The following is a 16,940-nucleotide window of genomic DNA, read 5'->3' on the forward strand; positions in this document are numbered from 1 at the left end:
TTCACCATTCAACCATTCTCATTATGAAACAGTTTTCCTTTTTATTGTTCTCACTTTGCCTCGCCAGCGTAGTTAGCGCGCAAACACCCCCTGCTACCTGGCAGGAGCATTGGTTTGAACATAACCAGTTGTTGAACAGGAAGTTTTACGACAATGATGTAGCCGTCTATTACGACAATGATGTGAGTGCCTCAGTTACCTGGCCCTATAGCTTTGCAGGTGATGTATGGCGCTATACCAAATCGATCTATGGCGCCTTTGGTAGTGATCCTCATCTATTTGCCGTATTTCACACCAATAAATACAGTGGCGGTCACCCCTCCACGTATTTTGATGCGAGCCACGATAACCGGAACGTGATCGATGTAGGTCCCGGCCCCTGGACCAGTGGGGCGGGTAATGACCTTGACATCGTAACCCATGAGGTGGCGCATATTGTGGAAGGCGCCAGCAAGGGCATTAAAAATTCGCCGGCATTTGGTATCTGGGGCGATAGTAAATGGGCCGAGATATTTATCTATGATGTGTACCGTGGCCTGGGCAGGACGAGTGATGTAACCCGCTGGTACAACCTGATGATCAATGGCACCAGCAGTTTTCCCCGGGCCAATACCTATTGGTTCCGCGATTGGTTTTACCCTATATACAATGCTTATGGCGGCACGCAAACGCTGAACAGGTATTTTACCTTACTGGCGCAGTATTTCCCTAAATCGGGCAGCGCTTATAGCCGTAGTATGAACTGGGGCGAGTTTGTCCATTTCTGGAGTGGGGCTGCCGGTGTGAACCTGAAACCCATGGCTACCACCGCCTTTGGCTGGCCGGCTACCTATGAAACGCAGTTCAACCAGGCCCGTATTGATTTCCCATTTACCTATCCCGATGGGGCGGTGACAGTATATAAGGATTGTAGTTATGGTGGATATGCAGTGCCATTGGTGCCTGGCAGCTATACCCTGGCACAATTGCAGGCAAAAGGCATACTCAATGATGATATTTCCTCTATTCGGGTACAAAGTGGTTATAAAGTAACCTTGTACTGGGATGATAATTTTGGTGGTACAACGCTGGTAAAAACAGCTGATGACGATTGCCTGGTAAATGATAGTTGGAATGACAAAGCCTCCTCGTTAGTGGTAGCTTCTACGGTAACTGTCAATGCACAGGCGTCCACCCCCTTAGCGCCAGGGTGGCGCAGGATGAGGCTGTTGCGGGCATCAAAGGACTGGAGATATATCCCAACCCTGTACGCAACGAACTGTATATCGTATCGGGAGAAGACCTGTCGGGCGGTATAGTTCAGGTATACGATATGTCGGGCAGGCAGGTGTTGCGTGGTAAACCGGTTTCCAACCGGGTAGATGTATCCAGGCTTACGGCAGGTACCTATACACTCATTTATACCAAAGATCGTAAGTCGGTTACGAAGCGATTTGTGAAGTAGGGGAATACCAGAATACAGGAAACAGCATACAGGAGCTTTTTTGCGCGGAATACTGCGTTTTTTGCTCCTGGATTCTGTTTTTTGTATTATGATGCCAGCTTTTATATTGGATCGAGATCTTGTATTTCTTCTGAATTCTGACCTCTTTCCTATTTCAATACACTGAAAGCCTGTGTCAATTCATCGAGGTAGCGGCGGCTGAAGGCCAGGGTGTTGCCATCTTGTAATACCAGCTCATGATCCTGCAAATTGATCTTGACAATCTCTTTGACGTTCACAATATAATTGCGGTGTGTACGAACAAATGTTTTAAGGGGTAATTGTTCCTGTAATTGTTTCAATGATTTCTGGATCACAAACTTTTCGGTGCCATAGGCCAGTTTGCAATATTTACCATCGACTTCAATATACCTGATCTCCGAAGCCATGATCTTCACCAGTATATTGCCCCGTTTTACAAAGAATACATCCTGTAATAGGATAGAAGCAGGTTCTGAACTGGTAGCAAAATAACCATCTTTTTCCCGGCCAAACTTCTCCACGGCCAGTTCAATAGCATATTGTAATTCCAGTGCATTAAAGGGCTTCAGGAGATAACTAAAAGGGTTTGTCATCCTGGCCGTATCAAAAGTTTGTTTGTCTGTGGCGCTGGTTAAAAATATAAAAGGGCGCTTTAGGGATTCATGATTGCTCAATTGCCGGGCAAACTCAATACCGTCCTGCCTGCCCTGCAAGTAAATATCTATGATACAAAGGTCGGGTTGGGTATTGTTGAACAGTTGAATGGCTTCCCGCAGGCTGCGGGCAATACCGCACAGGTTATATCCTGCCTGCTGTAATAAACTCATGATGATTCCTGCATCGGCCTCATTGTCTTCAATAACGAGTATTTTTAGTGCTTCCATGGTGCAGTCATTTATGCTAAGGGAAACGTAATATTAATGGTAGTTCCTGATCCCTTTTCGCTGGTGATAGATAAGGCGCCCTGATTACGGTCTATCATCATTTTACAAAGCTCTAAACCAAACCCTGTACTCCTATTGCCTTGTGTATCTTCCCGTATCTGTTGCCAGCTGCAATTGGTGACTGCTTCCAGCACCTGATCATCCATGCCCATACCAGTATCTTTGAACTGTATATTGCATTGATTGGGCAGGTGAGTGACAGTAATGGAAATAGTGCCTTCCGGTTGGGTGTATTTAATAGCATTGTCGAGCAGGTTGCGTAAGATGATCTTGACCGATGTTTGGTCGGCCAGGATAAAAATGTTGGCAGGTACATTTTTATGAATAGTAATACCTTTTGTAAGGGCCAATGGTGTATAGTCGTAACATACCTGGTTGATGATGGTTAACAAATGCAGCTTTTCCGGCCTGAAGAAAAGCTGGTTGGTATGACCCAGGGCCCAGTGCAGCATATTGTCCAGCAGGCTCCAGGTGCTGGTGGCGGTGCGCGAAAGCCGGTCGGTCAGCAATTGTACTTGTTCTGTATTTTGATCATTAATAGCCGACTGAATATTGGTTGCATTGGTTTTGATAGCATGTACGGGCGACCGCAGGTCATGTGCCACGATGGAGAATAACCGGTCTTTCATCGTATTCAATACACTGAGCTCGTCTTTTGCTGGCTGATGATGCGGCTTGTTTTCACTTTTACATGGTAAGCATAAAAGGCAAATCCCGAGAAAAGGAGAAATATGATAGTGGCTACCAATAAGGTGTTCCTTTCCCGGCTCCTGGCCTGTAAGGCGGCATCGCGCAGGTTGGCTTCCTGCTGCATCAGGGTGATCTTGTTCTCATTGAGCTGTAAAGAAAATTTTCGTTCCTGGGCAGCCAGTTTCCACACCTGGTCGCGGTTCCAGCTGCTATCCTGCAAGCGCTCATATTGTTTGCGATAAGCGAGTGCGGAAGGGAATAGTTTCCGGTTCTCATCCACCACTGCCGCATTCAGGTAGGCGTTTTTTAATATCCCCAGATCACCTGCGGCCTGAGCACATACCAGCGATTTTTGAAAATAGGGGATGGCCTTATAGTCCAGAAATTGGTTGTAATACAAATTGGCCAGGTTCATGTAAGAAATAGCCAGTCCTAAGGAGTCCTTATTCTGTATTTCCAGATCAATATTTTTCAGGAAGAGCGATTCGGCTTCGGGATACTTGTTCATGTGAAACAGGCAAAGCGCTCTATTGTGGTAATAGTTTTTGGTGCTTACAAAATCGGCATTGGTCAGGAACAGCCTTTGCCAGTTGGTTAAATAGGAGAGTGCCTTTTCGTAATTGCCTTGTTCCAGGTAGGCTTCTCCTATGTTGGAATAGATCTGCGAAAGGATGGTGGAGTCTTTTGCGTACCTGTCAAGCAACAATTGGTACTGTGCAATTGATTCCTGGTAAAGGTGTTTGTTATACAGCACCTTTGCTTTGATAAAATAGGCATATTGATTAAGAGTGCTGTCTTTTTTTTTCCTCCAGCGCCGAAATAGTTTGCAAGCTATAGGTATAGGCCTCATCAAAGTAGTTCAGTTGTAGCGCTACCAGGCTATTGTGGAAATGGTTGGCGTATTGATCTGTATTGCCTGTGATAAGCAATAAAGAATCAGCCGGTCTCTGCTGGCAAATGCTGCATTGTAGCCTGAGGTGTTGAATGATATGCCAGGAAGCATGCGGGGTTGCGCAGAACTACGTAGGGAAAATGAAAATAACAGTATTACTACTGATGATAGCCAGCGGTAAAAGGTCATACATTATTGGTTATTGCAACGGAGGTCACTGTGCCACGGGCAGTAACGGGGAAGTCTGATACAGGATGGATGAGCTTGACCCATAAAGCCTCCGCTGAAGGCCCTTCAACCGTGTATTCAACACGGATCTTCCACAAGGAAAAGGTGGTGGACATTCTGGGAGGACGTACATAATCTATTGATATTACCCGTAAATCCAGGACACCTGCGTCCGTAGGTACGTGTTCTATTGTATTAAAGTCGGAATTGAGTTTAGGTGTGGGGCCGTCCGGAATGTAAAAGTGGATCAATAAAAGATTTGAGTTTGGATCGGTCTCATTGGGGGTGATGGCAACAAGTGGCTCTAATGAAAAGCGATCTACCAATCCAGATGCAATTAAGCTAATGGCCGGAGGACCGGACACGGTCAGCGGATTTGACATAAGTTTAGGTTTATGGTAATGGGATACTCAAATATATACCTTTTTATCTTATAGCTAAAAACTTACCATTTATTCCCATCACCTGTCCGCTTATGCCATCCGTTTGCAAAAAGGTATGGTGCCGTGGTAACTTCGATAAAGCAATACCGGTATACAATGCTGCATAAAACTAATTTACCATTTTTAAATTTAAAGACATGCCTCACATTAAATTGAATTTCATTAACCAGTCCAATGACAGGAACAATTCTGAAATTGTCATTTTCCAGAAGAACCAGGCTACTAGTTATGAAGAGTTGGCAGTAGCTTGGATGGTTATTCAAAACTGTGGACAGGGTTGGAACCATCCTTTTAATTATCCCATGGAAATGTATGTGTCATCCAGCGATAGCTGGGGTAATTACAGTAAGCAGTTGGGCGCTTCTAACGGGCAACAATTCCAGGTAGTACAGGACAAGTCGGGCGATATTCTGAAGTATGGCGGTCAGGCCAGTAGCCAGAATGAAGTAGAAGTACTCAATGCGCTGGATCTGGGGGCTATTGATGCCAATATCTATAAGAATGGCCGGTTATTGGCCACAAAAACTGGCATTGCGCCAGGTCAGAAAGCAGTATTCCAGTTCAAACCTTCTATCTGGATCGGGGTGGTTTCGCAAATTGAAGAAGGTACAGTCATGAACTCTGCCATCTTATCACAGATCAATACAGAGCTGTCGCTCTTTGGTATAAAGAGTGCCGACATCTTAATGACAGGCGGTGGCCCTGGCCCTGGTTCTACACCCTTCAAATTCACCCTGGAGAATATTGTGTATGCCTGAGTAATCGATATTAATTTAACTGGGTGGCTGTTATATGCCACCCACTTTTTCTTCATTCCTTCAATTGTATGCCATGCACGAGTTTGTGATCAATAAAACCATCCGGATCGTCACCACCTTCAACTACTCCACAGTTGGTCAGGATGAAAATATGCCTGTGATCAGTTATGACCTGTATTATCCGGCCGATCACCAAATGGCCCTCATGAGTGGATTATTAACAGGCGAAAACAAACAGGAGGTGCGCTGCAAAGCAACTGAAGGATACATTCATGGCCATTTGCTTACCACGATCAGCCAGGGTGAGATGGTGCTGTTTGGTAACCTGTACTATGGATCGAGCCCTAATGAAGCATTACAAAGTCATTTTGAAGGAACCATTACTATTTATCCTTATGAAAAAATACCTGTTAGGCCCATACTACCTCCGCTGGACCCTTTGACCGTAAGTGATACCGAAGACCTGGCGCCTGTTATTTCACTGGGAGCGCCTTTGTTTCCCTATATTGACGTACAGCCCTGGCCTGTTTCGGCTACCGCACCGCTGCCCTGGCAATTTATAAGTTATGATGCGGCAAATACAACAGCCAATTCTTTGTATACGATGTTGCTGGTGCCGAAAGGAAATAATGATCGTGCTGGCATGGAGGCACTTGTATTGCAGTTTCTGCAAAACGAATCACCTTTTACTGGTATGTACTTTGGTAGCCTGGACAATGTTCCTGCTCCAATAAGGGAGTACCCGGCTATTTATGATGTACTGCGGGCATCCGATGCGCCTGACCTATTGGTAGATCTATTGCTGGAAATGGTAGGTTTTGATAGTATTGGGGAGTATATGGCCTGGTTGGTGGACAATAACTATGTTGATTCAACAGACGAAGTATGGCAAAATTATTTTGCCCTTATCATCTTTGCCGGTTACCAGGAGCATTTCTTTGTAGCTATTAATAAGATATTATTGTTGACCAACCTCATTGATCAGCTCTACCAATCGGAAATATCCAATTTGCCCTTAGAACCGCATATCCTGCCCGGTTTTTACAGGCTACGGTGATCTTGCCCAATACACTTTTCCCATTACCATCCTACGCGGAAGTAGCACTCATCTCCAATCAGATCAAACCCTATGCCATTGGTCAACTGAAAATGACCAGGTACCGTTTACAGTCTTATACCTTGGGCGAAATAGCCCAGATAGAGAACGTATTGAAGGGAGAAAAGAAAAAGTAGTTCGCCGTTCACTCAACCACCAAGGCGAGCAATCGGTGCACCATACGCATACTGCCAATGAGCAAAACAATCAAACCAGTGAAAATACCCATGAATTGGCATCGGAAGTGCAAAAGACGATCGCGGCATTGACAAAGTCGTTCAATTATACCAATTTCACGGTAACCTATGGACCGCCTTCGCAGGCTGTTTATAATGGCTCCTTTACAAAGACCCTTACTGCGGGAGCGCCCGGCGTTGAGAATACCAATAGTTTTGCAACAACTATACTCAATAAAACCCTCAACCGCATACAGGAATCAGTGCTAAAGTCAAGAACGTCTTATACGTATGGCGAGCAGGAAGAAACACAATCCAGTATTTTTGATAACCAGCAAGGACGGGAAAATTTTCGTGGTATATACCGCTGGGTCAATAAAGTGTACCGCATCAGCCTGGAGAATTACGGTTACCGTTTTCTCTTGCAGTTGAATATGGACAGGCCGGCGAAGGACTTTATTGCTACGCAGCAAACATTGAATAATACCAACCTCGAGAAACCGCTATCCCCACAACAACAAAAGATCAACAAGTTTACAGATATAACACCTGAAAATTATATTGCACTGCTGAGTTATTACCAGGTTACCAAGTCCTTGTTGCCTCCTGAAAGCAGCTTAACCACCAGTGTTACGGTGGGGCAAAGTGAAACCGAAAAGTACATTCCTATTCCCACAGGGTACAGGGCAGCCACGGCTACCGTAACAGGGCAGGTTGGCGCAGGTGCGCTGATTACGGCCATAACGGGCATTATAGGCACTACTCCTTTTGCTGTTACCAATGCTGCACCCAAACAAAGTAATATCTTATTGGAAAATGAGATTACACAGGTAGCATTGGCCGTTGCCGCTGTAACGGTGCCGGGGGTACCGGCTGTTCAACCAGGAGATTTTGTGCTGGTGGCCACTGTTGTTAGTAATGTTTCGGATAATAAGGTCAATGAATGGAAAATAACGGTATACAATGAAATTACTGAAGCCTATCAGGTGCTGATGCGTCAATACAATGAGCAGATTACGCGGTTTGCCAGAGAAGATCAGGCAAGTAATCCCTTGTTGTTGAATACAATTGAGCGAACGGCACTGCACAATAATTGCATCAAGATGTTGCTGCAGGTGTATGCAGAAAAAGTAGGTCTTACTGGTAGCGGGATAGCCAACCCGGAAAAAGCGATGGAGCAAGGATACCGCCAATTTATGGAGCAAGCACTGGAATGGGATGAGATGACCTGGTGCTTTAATGATCAACCTGCCCCATACAATTATGCGCTGCAAGGGGCGAAGATTCTCTCAGGCCATTCCTCCAGGCAGGTGCGGCAACTGTTTATTTACCCGTGCGGCCCGACTTTAACTTCCAGGTACTTTATTATTTAATGACGGGTTTGATATGGCTGCCCGCTTATCCCTTTGTGCCGGTTAATATACCGGTAAACAGCAGCCCTGATTATAATGCACTGGATATTGCGACCCGCCTGAAGAGTATTTTACACTGGCATCATCAAAGGCTGGAAGAAAAGCAATGGCATATAGCCCTGCCCACTACCATGCAGGTGATACAGGAAGGAAGCGATTTGCCCAATTTTATCACATCTAAATAAGTATTATTATGACTCCTCCATTTCCAAACACGCCGGGTATACCCTATCCGGTGGACATTACTATGCCTGTGGGCGCAGTAATCGCTTTTGCTGGTCAGGTGGCTACATCGCCTGTCAACCCGCTGCAGCAATCGGCTTATAGTACCGTAACAGAAAGCGCCGGATGGATGCTTTGCGACGGGCGTACCCTTGCGATTGCTGATTATGGTATGCTGTATGCAGCCATTGGCATCCTGTATAATACGGGTGGTGAGCCTTCTGGTCAATTCAATATTCCTGATTACAGGGGATATTTCCTGCGCATGACCAGTACGGGCACGAAGAACGATCCTGATGCGGGAGAGCGGGTATTGGCCAATGGTACTATCAGCAGTGAGGTGGGGTCCATACAGCAGGACGCGCTGCAGGTACATCAACACAGTTACCAGCAACCTGCCACACCTTCTTCTCCCGCAGGACAAGGCGCTACTCCTGCAGTGGTAGCCGTATCCAGCCAGCTGTCCGGTACACCAACCGATAACCTGGCTGATCCGCCTGGTGGAGTACGTACCAGTACCGAAACAAGGGCTAAGAACGTATATGTAAACTACCTTATCAAATTTATGTAACATCACTCTGTTCGATGACCCTTTACCGATCCTCATCAGACCCAATCCGATTTCATCATTTTTTAAAACTTAACACTATGTCATTTGCAGCTTACAACAATGTAGTGCAAACTACTACGAACAGTTGCGGCGCTTTTGCATTGGCAGCCGCACTTACCCACCTGGGAAAGGCGCAGGTTGCTAATTTATTGAACACGGCCGACCTGGGGCAGGGGTTCAATCTGCCCGGCCCGCAGGCATTGGCCCAGAAGATCTACCAGGTTACCGGATGCCTGAACCTGGATATGGCCAACCTGCATGCGAATTACCGGTACCAGTCGCCAACAAGCGATAGGAATCCGTCCGCTGCCCTGGCTTATATGGCGGTTTATTATGGTGTTGATCCTGCCCATCTCTACATCAATTACAACAATGCTGGCGAGCAAACTTTTAATGCCGTTCAGGTTGTCAATAATGGCGGAGCTGGTATTTTTCGGTGGATTTGATGGCTTTTGGAAGAGAGGGGCCTATTACCTGGCCGCGTACCGTGAAGCCAATCAGCAGGAAGAAGATCAGCTGTTTCATAGTGTGTTTTGTTTAAATATAAGCATTTCATGGCAGTGGAATAATTTATGGAGCTATATTCATGTCATTGTTGCCTTCTTCTTTGTCTTTTTAAATTCCAGCAATCCAAACTTCCAGGTAAAGTTGATCCCCACAGACCGGAAGGGGATCTTGCGAATACTGGTGGTGGCAAAATTGGGACCCACGATTTCAAGCTTTTGGGTAACGTATTCATTGAACGGATTAATTGCCGTGAGCGCCAGGCTGGCCTTTTTATTCCAGAACTGTTTTCTAATGGCCAGGCTATAGGTGGTAAGGGAAGGATATTTCCCCTGTACCTCATTTCGGGCGGAACTGAAATTACCGAAAAATTCTGCTGCCAATTGGGAAGTGAATTGGTAGGTGGTATTCAGGTTGAAGCGATAATTAAAGCTGGTACGGCTGTTGCCCACATCAATGGCATTGATGATCTTCCTGTGAAACATAAATAAATTACCGCGTATGCCCAGTTTGGAGGTGGGATGAATATCGGCAAATAGGTTCATGCCTGTATTGTTTTCTGTGCCAATATTTTCCCGGGTGCTTACGGATACATTGTGATAGATAGAATCGCCCACAGTTAATGTAGGATAATATTTAACGTAGGGTTGAATATCCTGCATATTGTGCCGGTAAAAGGCTGTAAACATCACCGATCCAAAGCTGTGCATATCCCAGCTATATCCCAATTCGATTCTATGACTTAATTCCGGCAGCAGATATGGATTGCCTGCATTGATATTTTTGGGGTCGCTGGTGTTGATAAACGGGTTCAGATCGCCATAATCGGGTCGTTCAATCCTTTTTGAATAACTCAGCTTGAGCACCTGGTCATCACTCAGTTTTTAGAGAGAAAAATGGAGGGTACCAGTGTATTGTATCCGGGTGTTTTAATCGCTTGCTGGGCATCGGAATAGTCAGCATTGATTTCTGTGCGCTCATAGCGGCTTCCCATTTTTATATCAAATAGCTTTGCCACTGGAAAGGTAAGTTCGGCATAAGCGGCATACACTTGCTGGTGGTAGGTCAGGCTATTGGATAAAGAACCGTCATATTGGTATCGTTTATCACCTGGCTGGTAGCTGAGGACGGTCGAATGGCTGTTAATGTCTATAAAGGTAGTTTTGAATCCGGTACCCAGTATAATTGTTTCTGCCAGGGGCTGTGTATAATCCAGTACGATCTGTGTTTCGTTTTCCTTACCCGGATTGCGGTTTTGAACACCGTAAAACAGGGAATCTACTGGTTTCTTCCACTGCTCATTATTCGACTGGAAAGTTGATCTCCCGATACTGGTATTGACCGAAAATTCCAGTTCCTGATCCTCCCGGTTAAAGGTTCGTTTGTAATTAAAGGCTGCATCCACATTGTGGAATCGGTTTGAGTTGGCTGATCTGTTAAGGCTTAATGTCTTGCTCAATATATTACCCACATAATCGGTGGTTGCCTGCGATTGATTGATCTGCCCGTTGTTGTTGTTGCCAAATACGTTATAATTAAGAGAAGCGGTAAAATTGTTTTGTTTTTTGTAAGTCCAGTCCAAGCCAATACCAGATTCAATACCATGTCTTTTGAGGTGGGTACTTCCATCCTGGCCCAGTATTCCTTTGCTTTTGCTGGATGTGTCAACTGATTGACGCAGGCTGGAGTAGGGGTGGCTACGGTGAGCCTTGCGTTACTGCTTATAAATGCATTGACCCCGAAATTTTTGTTGCGTGCATTGAAATTAAATGAGCCATTTTCCATTCTTGTTCCTGCAGTAAGCGATAGATTACCATTAATACCCCTGGCGGTATTTTGCTTTAATATGATATTGATGATACCTCCCAGACCCTGTGCATCGTACCTGGCGCCTGGATTGGTGATCACCTCAATACTTTTGATCTGGCTGGCTGGTATGGATTGCAATACGTCTGTCACGCTACTGCCGAAGGCGGTGGAAGGCTTTCCGTTTATTAAAAAGCGAATACTGGAATTGCCCGCCAATTGTACATTGCCATCCACATCAACTGATACCTGGGGCACCTTCCTGAGCAGGTCGGTGGCAACCCCACCTTGAGAGGTAAGGTCTTTCCCGGCATTGAATACCAATTTGTCGATCTTACTCTCAATCAATTTGGTCTGTGCTGTAACAGTTACTGGCGTCAGGTTTTGTTGATCCCTGTTGAGTTTGATGGTTTTAATATCTACCGTTTCATTTTTCCTGACCTGGACGGCAGGTATTTCCAATGGTTTGAATCCTATAAACTCTATTACCAGTCTATAATCGCCGGGGCCCAGGCCAGTTAGGCTGAATTGACCTGCCTTATCGGAAGTGGTTCCTGTTATCGTTTTGCCGGATAACCTGTCAAAAACCGTAATGGTGGCGTATTCAAGTGGAGTAATCGTTCCCGATTCCATTATCTTTCCGGTAACCTTTCCATTCCCTTTCCCAGTACTGGCTTCCTGTGCCCGGATACCCGTCCACAATAAAAGGCATACTCCCAGAAATACCCATTTTCTCATGCGTTTGGTTTTGAAGAGTAGCAAACATAAAAGGAGAATCTAAAGACATACTGAACTAAACCTACTTTAGGGGATATGACTTTCATATAATTAACATTATATATTATTGCATCCAGAACTTTGAGATCATAAAACCAACCATTATGCAGTTACGTAATACCTTCCTTTTTGTGCTATTTTGTTTAGTCATATCGGCTTGTGGTATGAATAGAGTTGCCAGCGAAGGCGGCAAAAGCAGGACCTCACCATTATGAGCTACAATATCCACCATGCCAATCCCCCTTCCAAAGCAGGCGTTATAGATCTGGATGCCATTGCTGCTGTGATCAATAAGTACAAACCCGATGTAGTAGCCTTACAGGAAGTGGATGTAAATACTAAAAGGTCGGGCCTGAATGAAGCATTCCTGCTGGCGCAAAAAACAAAAATGAACTTCTATTTTGCCAGAGCCATTGACTATGACGGCGGGCAATACGGGGTGGCTATTTTATCGAAGTATGCGTTGTCAGGAGGCTTTACGTTACCACTTCCCACTTTAGCGGGCAGCAATGGTGAGCCAAGGGTATTGGCTTCTGCTCATATCGAAGTGAATGGGAAAAACTGGTATTTGCCTGTACCCACCTGGATGCTCAGCGCAGTGATACCAACCGATTATTACAGATTGCCGCCATTGCGGACTATTTTCAACATGAAACGGGAGCCGTTATCCTGGCGGGCGATCTCAACGCTACAGCAGGAGGGGCCGTTATTAGTACCCTCGACCGGCATTTTACCCGCACCTGTGTGCAGGATTGCGGATTTACCATACCCGTAGAGAATCCATCTGAAACCATTGATTTCATCGCCTACAGGCCCTCAGCCGGATTCACGGTATTATCGCATAAGGTCATAGATGAAAAATATGCATCCGATCATCTGCCAGTAATGGCTATTTTACGACTTCCATAAATCCCATTTACCTATAAGGGCCTTTTGGCTTTATGGGGGCAGGGAAATATATTTTTTTATTCTATAAGAAAAGCGTAAATTTGGATTAGGTACAGTAAAAATTTATACTATGGCAAAGCGCACCAAATCCAGCCCTATAAAAAGAGGCATTCAGGCTCCTCCTCAAAAGAGCACTAAAAGTACCCAGGTTAAGCCATATTCTACTGAAGCTCCACCTGCCCATATGTTAAATGAAGATGCCGTAGCCTATGGCAATAGCAGGCAAAAACTGCCTGTTGTTTTAACCCAAGATGTAAGCAGCGGCAGCCTGGGAAAGCCGATACTTTCGGATGCTACCCAAAAGCCCGAAAGCCAAATGACCCCTTAGAAAAAGTAAGTATTGTGCGAGATGGCATCAGCAAAAAGATCTTGAAAGCCTTAAAGAAAAAACATCCCTCGATTACGATATGCTGGCAATTGCATTGGCTGTTACCAGGGCTACCCTCATCAGCAAAAAAGGTTCAGAAAAATTCAATCCCGCCCTTAGTGAGCGTATACTTGACCTGGCCAGCCTTTATTCTTATGGCTATGAAGTTTTTGAAGATGAAGCCCTTTTCAATAAATGGATGTTTCGCCCCAATATGGCATTGGGTGGGCAGGCCCCTATGATTTAATGGATAGCCAGTTTGGTCGGGAGGAAGTACGTGATATCATTGGCCGTATTGATTATGGCGTTTATTCTTAGTATTATTATATGGTTGTTTACCGGATTGGAAAAACAAAATACGCAAAAGATCTCTCTGGCGAAGGCGCCCGGTTGCATGGAGGACGCTGGAATCATAAACTAACGCCTTGTATTTATACAGCCGAAAGCCGCGCACTGGCCGTGCTGGAATATACTGTGAACGTCAATGTAGATGAGGTTCCCCGGGCACTGAGCATTACCACTTATGAAATACCCGATGACGGTATACTGCTGTTAAGAAAATCAGACCTGCCTGGAGACTGGGCAGCTGTACCTGCCTCTTCTTCTACGAAAGACTTTGGCACCCGCTTATTAAAAGATGCCACTTACCCAGTTATCCGGTTTCCTTCCGCTGTCATCCCCTGGAATATAATTATGTACTCAATCCACTGCATCGTAACAGTGATTATTTTGAGATCGTCGATATCCGGGACTTTGTTTACGATGTTCGTATTAAACTTGAATAGCCCTGCCATATAAATACAAAAGCGGGCTTCCCGTTCAGGAAGCCCGCTTTTGTAGGTGTACTAACCCAGGTATTTTTTCAGTTCAGCTGCTGCATGTATAAACAATGATTTGGTGGAGGGAAGGTCGGCCAATGCATTTAATAAGCCAAAATCATGGATCATGCCATTGTACCGGATAGTAGTTACGGGTACCCCTGCCAAATCCAATTTACGGCCATAAGCCTCACCGGCATCACGCAGTATATCACTTTCTGCTACCTGTATGAGAGTAGGCGGTAAGCCCTTCAGTTGTTCTACAGAAGCATTCAGTGGAGAAACATAAATTTCCTTGCGTTCTTTGGGATTGGTAGTATACTGATCAAACATCCACATCATCACATTTCTTGTTAAAAACCTGTCTTCACCAAATTGCTGGTAAGATCCATTGTCAAAATCGGCATCCACCAGCGGCCACATCAATATTTGTAATTTTATCTTGGGGCCATTATTCTCTTTGGCTTTAATGGTGGTAACAGTACTCATATTTCCGCCTACACTATTGCCTACAATGGCCAGGTTGGTACCATCTACGCCAATTTCATCACCATGGTTGGCCACCCATTTGGTAGCTGCATAGATCTCATTAATGGCTTGTGGATATTGCGCTTCCGGAGAGGGAGTATAGTTTACAAACACACCCGAATAACCGGTAAGTACTACCAGGTCGCGTACCATACGTTTGTGCGTAGGATAATCACCCAGGATCCAGCCGCCGCCATGGATAAAAATAAATACGGGCAGTTTTCCATTAATACCATCCGGGCGAACAATATTCAGTTTCACTGTATAGCCATCGGCAGTGATTGTTTTCTCGGATTCTTCAATACCCGACAGGTCTACCTTTACACCAGCCTGGGCACCTACCAGCACATTACGGGCATCTTCCTTGGAAAGGGTTTCCAGCGGAGCGCCACCCGAGTTCAATACTTTCAGGAAAGCTTTGGTGCCCGAATCAACCCTTGGATCTTCCGACCAATGGATAATGGTTGCTGGCTGGGAAATAGTTGTAGTACTCATTGCTAAGGATTTTGATGTTTTAAAAGTATTGATAATGATTTTTGTATTATGAAGAGGCCACTGCCCTGGTGTATTACTTATGCAGTACAAAAGTACTGCCAGGCACTATGGCCTCTTCAATTGACAAACCGTGGCATTTGTTGTACAAATTATCACCAATACCTTAGTCTATGCTTTCTCGGTAATTAGGGCTGGGGCTGCAGGGAAATCTATGGGAATTTTGGTAACGCCATGCAGGTAATTCGTAATGATCTTATCACCTATAACCACGATAGCATCTACCAGGTTTTCTTCCGTATAACCTACTGTAAAGAAGTTTTGTGTTAATACGGGATCGGGTTTACCGTTGTTCTGAAGAAAGCTTTGGGTCAGAGCAGCCAGGGCTTGCAGTTTGGGATCAAAAGATACGGAAGCCAATCGGATCTCTGAAATCTGGGCATCCGTGAATCCATTTAATTTACCGATGGCCGTATGGGCTGCCAGGCAATATTCACAGTCATTAACCTGACTTACTACCAGGTTGATGACCTCTCTTTCTTTGGCTTTCAGCGAGGATTTAGCACCTTGCAATGCCAGGTAGGTGCCCAATGCATTTTGTGAGTAAGCTATGGTGGCATATAAGTTAGGGACTTTACCGATGGCCTTTTTCAGGTTGTCGAACAATACCTGGTTGGCGGGACTAACATCTTCTCTGGTAGGAACTGTGAACGTTTTCATTTTTTATTGTTTTTGATTTTTACTGTCGTAATTGACGATGTAAAAATGCAGCCGTTCCGATTCCCTAAAAATGGACGCACTTCCCGAAGACTTGTCGATTTTTCCCTTGGCCAGGAAAAAGGCCTCCACTGAGCTTAGACCCTTGCCTGGAAAGATCTTTTAAATTCAGAAGGCGGAATGCCCGTTTGGTTCTTGAAGAAACGGCTGAAATGGGCCGCGTCTTCAAAACCCAATTCGCCAGAGATCTCCTTTGCTGACTTATCAGTATAGTGAAAGAGCCTTTTGGCCTCCTGGGTAATTCTATCATGTATTACCTGTAAGGGCGACTTGTGATTGTAGAGAGAAAATAGATTGGAAAGGGTCTTAGGCGATTTGTTAAGCTCCTGGGCATAAAATTGTACCTGGTGTTGGGTACGGTAATGGTTTTCCACCAGTAGGTTGTATTGGCGTACAATGTCCATTTTATTGTCTTCCAGAATGGAAGGGTTCAGGTACTGTTTCCTGGCCAGCCGGGTTAACTTAATAATTAGTCGCACAAGCAGCGTTCGTAGCATGCTGCCCTGAATATCGTCTTTGTTTTCGAACTCATCTTTAAAAACTTCCAGCAGTCGGGTAAAGTTCTGGTGCTCCTTTTCATCCAGCCGGATGAACATTGTTTCTGCAGAACCCAGGAAGATGAAGCCCACGCAACTTACTTCTTTGTCGTTATCCATGATGCAGTAAAATTCACGGTTAAACTGCCAGGCTATAAGCTGGTCGGGCCGTTCAAAGTGGAATGACTGGTTAATTACCAGGGGCAATAAGGTATTGGCAGGAAATGTATACAACACTTCATCGATCACCACCTCTTGCTCGTTGCCCTGATTCCAGACAATAGTAAGGTATTTGTTCTGCCGGTCGCGGGTAAAGAAAAAGCGGTCAAACTGGGTTTCCTTTTCTGTAAGCAGCAATTCGCCGCCAGTTACCAGATCTTTATAAAACAACTTCATACCGCCAAAGATAGATAGCTTTCGCTCCAAACAGCAAAAAGAGCGGCCCAGCACC

The 16,940-nt window shown here is 45.1% G+C and carries 22 protein-coding genes and 2 pseudogenes; 15 read left to right on the forward strand and 9 right to left on the reverse strand.

Annotated features, from left to right (window positions below; translation table 11 throughout):
* The first annotated feature begins 23 nt into the window (after positions 1-23).
* A complete protein-coding gene (locus RS881_RS26200; protein ID WP_315823797.1) occupies positions 24-1,298 on the forward strand; it encodes a hypothetical protein in 1,275 nt (424 codons plus the stop codon).
* Entirely contained in the window at positions 1,190-1,444 is a 255-nt protein-coding gene (locus RS881_RS26205) for a T9SS type A sorting domain-containing protein (RefSeq protein ID WP_315823798.1), read from the forward strand. Before RS881_RS26200 ends, RS881_RS26205 begins: the two co-directional genes overlap by 109 nt.
* Positions 1,445-1,593: 149 nt before the next feature.
* Here RS881_RS26205 and RS881_RS26210 read toward each other — a convergent pair whose 3' ends face one another.
* The 4 genes from RS881_RS26210 to RS881_RS26225 form a co-directional block, all read right to left on the reverse strand.
* Positions 1,594-2,349: a LytR/AlgR family response regulator transcription factor gene (locus tag RS881_RS26210; RefSeq protein ID WP_315823799.1), complete on the reverse strand. Its 756-nt coding sequence runs from the start codon at positions 2,347-2,349 to the stop codon at positions 1,594-1,596.
* 11 nt (positions 2,350-2,360) lie between these two features.
* Positions 2,361-3,038 carry a sensor histidine kinase gene (locus RS881_RS26215; protein WP_315824623.1) on the reverse strand — a complete coding sequence of 226 codons (678 nt, stop codon included), beginning with the start codon at positions 3,036-3,038 and terminating at the stop codon, positions 2,361-2,363.
* A gap of 5 nt (positions 3,039-3,043) precedes the next feature.
* Positions 3,044-3,853 carry a tetratricopeptide repeat protein gene (locus RS881_RS26220; RefSeq protein WP_315823800.1) on the reverse strand — a complete coding sequence of 270 codons (810 nt, stop codon included), beginning with the start codon at positions 3,851-3,853 and terminating at the stop codon, positions 3,044-3,046.
* A gap of 323 nt (positions 3,854-4,176) precedes the next feature.
* Positions 4,177-4,602 carry a hypothetical protein gene (locus RS881_RS26225; protein ID WP_315823801.1) on the reverse strand — a complete coding sequence of 142 codons (426 nt, stop codon included), beginning with the start codon at positions 4,600-4,602 and terminating at the stop codon, positions 4,177-4,179.
* A gap of 197 nt (positions 4,603-4,799) precedes the next feature.
* Between RS881_RS26225 and RS881_RS26230 the strand changes: the two genes are divergently transcribed.
* From RS881_RS26230 to RS881_RS26260, 7 genes are all read left to right on the forward strand, one after another.
* The gene (locus RS881_RS26230) at positions 4,800-5,420 is read left to right on the forward strand and encodes a hypothetical protein (RefSeq protein WP_315823802.1); all 621 of its coding nucleotides are present in this window, start codon (positions 4,800-4,802) and stop codon (positions 5,418-5,420) included.
* Positions 5,421-5,454: 34 nt separating this feature from the next.
* Entirely contained in the window at positions 5,455-6,477 is a 1,023-nt protein-coding gene (locus RS881_RS26235; protein ID WP_315823803.1) for a hypothetical protein, read from the forward strand.
* Positions 6,474-6,653 (forward strand): hypothetical protein, encoded by a 180-nt coding sequence (locus RS881_RS26240; protein ID WP_315823804.1) that lies wholly within the window; start codon positions 6,474-6,476, stop codon positions 6,651-6,653. The genes RS881_RS26235 and RS881_RS26240 overlap by 4 nt, the downstream gene beginning before the upstream one ends.
* A gap of 35 nt (positions 6,654-6,688) precedes the next feature.
* Entirely contained in the window at positions 6,689-8,065 is a 1,377-nt protein-coding gene (locus RS881_RS26245; RefSeq protein WP_315823805.1) for a hypothetical protein, read from the forward strand.
* Entirely contained in the window at positions 8,065-8,289 is a 225-nt protein-coding gene (locus RS881_RS26250; protein WP_315823806.1) for a hypothetical protein, read from the forward strand. Before RS881_RS26245 ends, RS881_RS26250 begins: the two co-directional genes overlap by 1 nt.
* An 8-nt stretch (positions 8,290-8,297) precedes the next feature.
* Positions 8,298-8,897 carry a tail fiber protein gene (locus RS881_RS26255; RefSeq protein WP_315823807.1) on the forward strand — a complete coding sequence of 200 codons (600 nt, stop codon included), beginning with the start codon at positions 8,298-8,300 and terminating at the stop codon, positions 8,895-8,897.
* A 77-nt stretch (positions 8,898-8,974) separates the two neighbouring features.
* Positions 8,975-9,382: a hypothetical protein gene (locus tag RS881_RS26260; protein WP_315823808.1), complete on the forward strand. Its 408-nt coding sequence runs from the start codon at positions 8,975-8,977 to the stop codon at positions 9,380-9,382.
* Between the two features lie 138 nt (positions 9,383-9,520).
* On the opposite strand, the pseudogene RS881_RS60025 reads toward RS881_RS26260, so the two are convergent.
* Together RS881_RS60025 and RS881_RS26275 are read right to left on the reverse strand one after the other, a co-directional pair.
* Positions 9,521-10,911, reverse strand: a pseudogene (locus tag RS881_RS60025) (TonB-dependent receptor domain-containing protein).
* Positions 10,896-11,984 (reverse strand): TonB-dependent receptor, encoded by a 1,089-nt coding sequence (locus tag RS881_RS26275; RefSeq protein WP_315823811.1) that lies wholly within the window; start codon positions 11,982-11,984, stop codon positions 10,896-10,898. Before RS881_RS26275 ends, RS881_RS60025 begins: the two are co-directional and overlap by 16 nt.
* Before the next feature lie 250 nt (positions 11,985-12,234).
* Here RS881_RS26275 and RS881_RS60030 point away from each other — a divergent pair.
* From RS881_RS60030 to RS881_RS26295, 6 genes and pseudogenes are all read left to right on the forward strand, one after another.
* A pseudogene (locus RS881_RS60030) lies at positions 12,235-12,533 on the forward strand (endonuclease/exonuclease/phosphatase family protein); the annotation flags it as partial.
* 120 nt (positions 12,534-12,653) lie between these two features.
* Positions 12,654-12,932 (forward strand): exonuclease/endonuclease/phosphatase family protein, encoded by a 279-nt coding sequence (locus RS881_RS60035; RefSeq protein ID WP_350340251.1) that lies wholly within the window; start codon positions 12,654-12,656, stop codon positions 12,930-12,932.
* A 109-nt stretch (positions 12,933-13,041) separates the two neighbouring features.
* Positions 13,042-13,299, forward strand: a complete 258-nt coding sequence (locus RS881_RS26285; protein WP_315823813.1) for a hypothetical protein — start codon at positions 13,042-13,044, stop codon at positions 13,297-13,299.
* 79 nt (positions 13,300-13,378) lie between these two features.
* Positions 13,379-13,585, forward strand: a complete 207-nt coding sequence (locus RS881_RS26290) for an antitoxin Xre/MbcA/ParS toxin-binding domain-containing protein (protein WP_315823814.1) — start codon at positions 13,379-13,381, stop codon at positions 13,583-13,585.
* On the forward strand, positions 13,534-13,656 hold the full coding sequence (locus RS881_RS60040; protein WP_350340181.1) for an antitoxin Xre/MbcA/ParS toxin-binding domain-containing protein: 123 nt from the start codon (positions 13,534-13,536) through the stop codon (positions 13,654-13,656). The genes RS881_RS26290 and RS881_RS60040 overlap by 52 nt, the downstream gene beginning before the upstream one ends.
* Before the next feature lie 9 nt (positions 13,657-13,665).
* On the forward strand, positions 13,666-14,136 hold the full coding sequence (locus RS881_RS26295) for an RES family NAD+ phosphorylase (RefSeq protein WP_315823815.1): 471 nt from the start codon (positions 13,666-13,668) through the stop codon (positions 14,134-14,136).
* Between the two features lie 47 nt (positions 14,137-14,183).
* On the opposite strand, the gene RS881_RS26300 is transcribed toward RS881_RS26295, so the two are convergent.
* The 3 genes from RS881_RS26300 to RS881_RS26310 all read right to left on the reverse strand — a co-directional run bounded on the left by RS881_RS26300 (position 14,184) and on the right by RS881_RS26310 (position 16,939).
* The gene (locus RS881_RS26300; protein ID WP_315823816.1) at positions 14,184-15,179 is read right to left on the reverse strand and encodes an alpha/beta hydrolase; all 996 of its coding nucleotides are present in this window, start codon (positions 15,177-15,179) and stop codon (positions 14,184-14,186) included.
* Between the two features lie 168 nt (positions 15,180-15,347).
* Positions 15,348-15,896, reverse strand: a complete 549-nt coding sequence (locus RS881_RS26305; protein ID WP_315823817.1) for a carboxymuconolactone decarboxylase family protein — start codon at positions 15,894-15,896, stop codon at positions 15,348-15,350.
* A gap of 134 nt (positions 15,897-16,030) precedes the next feature.
* Positions 16,031-16,939 (reverse strand): helix-turn-helix domain-containing protein, encoded by a 909-nt coding sequence (locus RS881_RS26310; protein WP_315823818.1) that lies wholly within the window; start codon positions 16,937-16,939, stop codon positions 16,031-16,033.
* Position 16,940: the final 1 nt, after the last annotated feature.

Origin of the sequence: Paraflavitalea speifideaquila, assembly GCF_032395985.1 — a bacterium.
GTDB lineage: Bacteria > Bacteroidota > Bacteroidia > Chitinophagales > Chitinophagaceae > Paraflavitalea > Paraflavitalea speifideaquila.